General features: G+C 57.6%; 2 protein-coding genes. Both read left to right on the forward strand.

Annotated features, from left to right (window positions below; translation table 11 throughout):
• Positions 1-404 (forward strand): IS66 family insertion sequence element accessory protein TnpB (tnpB, locus tag ACF8GF_RS23430; protein WP_392515043.1); only part of this gene is annotated, 404 nt, incomplete at its 5' end.
• A gap of 18 nt (positions 405-422) precedes the next feature.
• A complete protein-coding gene (gene tnpC / locus ACF8GF_RS23435; RefSeq protein WP_103469035.1) occupies positions 423-1,952 on the forward strand; it encodes an IS66 family transposase in 1,530 nt (509 codons plus the stop codon).
• Positions 1,953-1,969 lie beyond the last annotated feature (17 nt).

Below are 1,969 nucleotides of genomic sequence, written 5' to 3' on the forward strand. Positions count from 1 at the left end.
TCCCCAATGCTGTGCTCCCGATTTCTTTCTGGAGCCCGCACGCCATGATGCGTCCCGACGCCAAAGTCGAAAAAGTCTATCTCTACCCCAAGCCCGTCGACTTCCGAAAATCCATTGATGGCTTGGCGGCGCTGGTCGAGTTGGACATCAAGGTGGCGGTGTTCGACCCCGTGCTCTTCGTATTTCTCAACAAATCCCGCAACCGTGTGAAGATCTTGTACTGGGAGCGCAACGGCTTCTGTCTTTGGCTCAAGCGCCTGGAATCCGAGCGATTCAAAACATCACCTGACGCCACCGACGAAGCGATTGTCCTCACCGTCCAGGAACTGAACTGGTTACTCGACGGTTTTGACCTCTGGCGCAATCGCCCGCATCAGGTTTTGACGCCGCGATTCGTCGCCTGATTCGTTATAATCCGGGGCATGATTTCCATGCCCGAAGACCTTCCCGATGACCCCGTACTGCTCAAGCAGATGCTTGCGCAGTTATTGATGGAGCGCACGGTCGATAAGGGCCAGATCGTCGATCTCAAAGAGCAGGTCAAGCTACTGCGCGACCGTCTGTTCAGTCGCAAGTCCGAGCAGACCGTTGAAACCAACACGCCGCAGCTCGCGTTGTTCAACGAACCGGAAAGCCTGTCGATACCTCCGGTCGATGACGACGAAGAAGTGGTCGCGCCAACACTGCGTCGTGGCAAGCGCAAACCGCTGTCCGCTGACCTGCCGCGCATTGAAGTCATCCACGAACTGCCCGAACACGAGCAGGCCTGTGCCTGTGGTTGCCGCAAACACGTGATCGGTGAAGAAACCAGCGAGCAGCTGGATATCGTGCCGATGCAGATCCGGGTGCTCAAACACATCCGTAAAATTTACGGTTGCCGTGGTTGTGAAGCCGCTCCGGTCACCGCTGACAAACCCGCACAGTTGATCGAGAAGAGCATGGCCAGCCCGAGCGTGCTGGCAATGCTGTTGGCCACCAAGTATGTCGATGGCTTGCCGCTGCACCGTTTTGAAACGGTGCTGAGCCGACACGGTATCGAGATTCCGCGCCAGACTTTGGCGCGCTGGGTGATTCAGTGCGGTGAGCACCTGCAACCACTGCTGAATCTGATGCGCGACCGGTTGCTGGAAAGCCCGGTCATCCATTGCGATGAAACCCGCGTCCAAGTTCTTAAAGAACCGGATCGAGACCCGACCAGCCAATCCTGGATGTGGGTGCAAGCCAGTGGGCCACCGGATCGGAAAGTCGTGCTGTTCGACTACACCTCCAGCCGTGCGCAGGAGGTGCCGTTGCGCTTGCTGGAAAGTTATCGCGGCTATGTGATGACGGACGATTACGCCGGCTACAACGCCTTGGCGTTGCAGCCGGGTGTCGAACGATTGGCGTGCATGGCGCATGCGCGTCGCAAGTTTGTTGAAGCTCAGAAAGTGCAGCCCAAGGGCAAAGCCGGACGCGCGGATATGGCGCTGTCATTGATCAATAAGCTATATGGCATTGAGCGTGAACTGAAGGACGCCAGTGATGAGCAGCGATTGACTGGCCGGCAGGAGAAGAGCCTGCCGATCCTGGGGCAGTTGAAAAGTTGGCTGGACAAAACGCAGCCACATGTGACGTCGCAAAGTGTGCTCGGCAAGGCGGTGAATTACCTGGCGAGCAATTGGAGTCGGCTGGAGCGTTATGTGGAGGCTGGGTATTTGCCGATCGACAATAACCCGGCAGAGCGCGCAATAAAGCCATTTGTGATTGGCCGCAAAGCCTGGCTGTTCAGCGACACGCCCAAGGGTGCCGCCGCCAGTGCTCAGCTCTACAGTTTAGTCGAGACCGCCAAGATCAACGGCCAGGAGCCCTATACGTGGCTGCGCCACGTACTGGAGCGGCTGCCCCATGCGCAGTCGGTGGCAGATTATGAAGCGCTGTTGCCGTGGAACGGTTCACCGGAAATGCCACGTTAAACGATGGCCTCACCTTG

The organism is Pseudomonas sp. yb_5, from assembly GCF_043103865.1.
Classification (GTDB): Bacteria; Pseudomonadota; Gammaproteobacteria; order Pseudomonadales; family Pseudomonadaceae; genus Aquipseudomonas; species Aquipseudomonas putida_Y.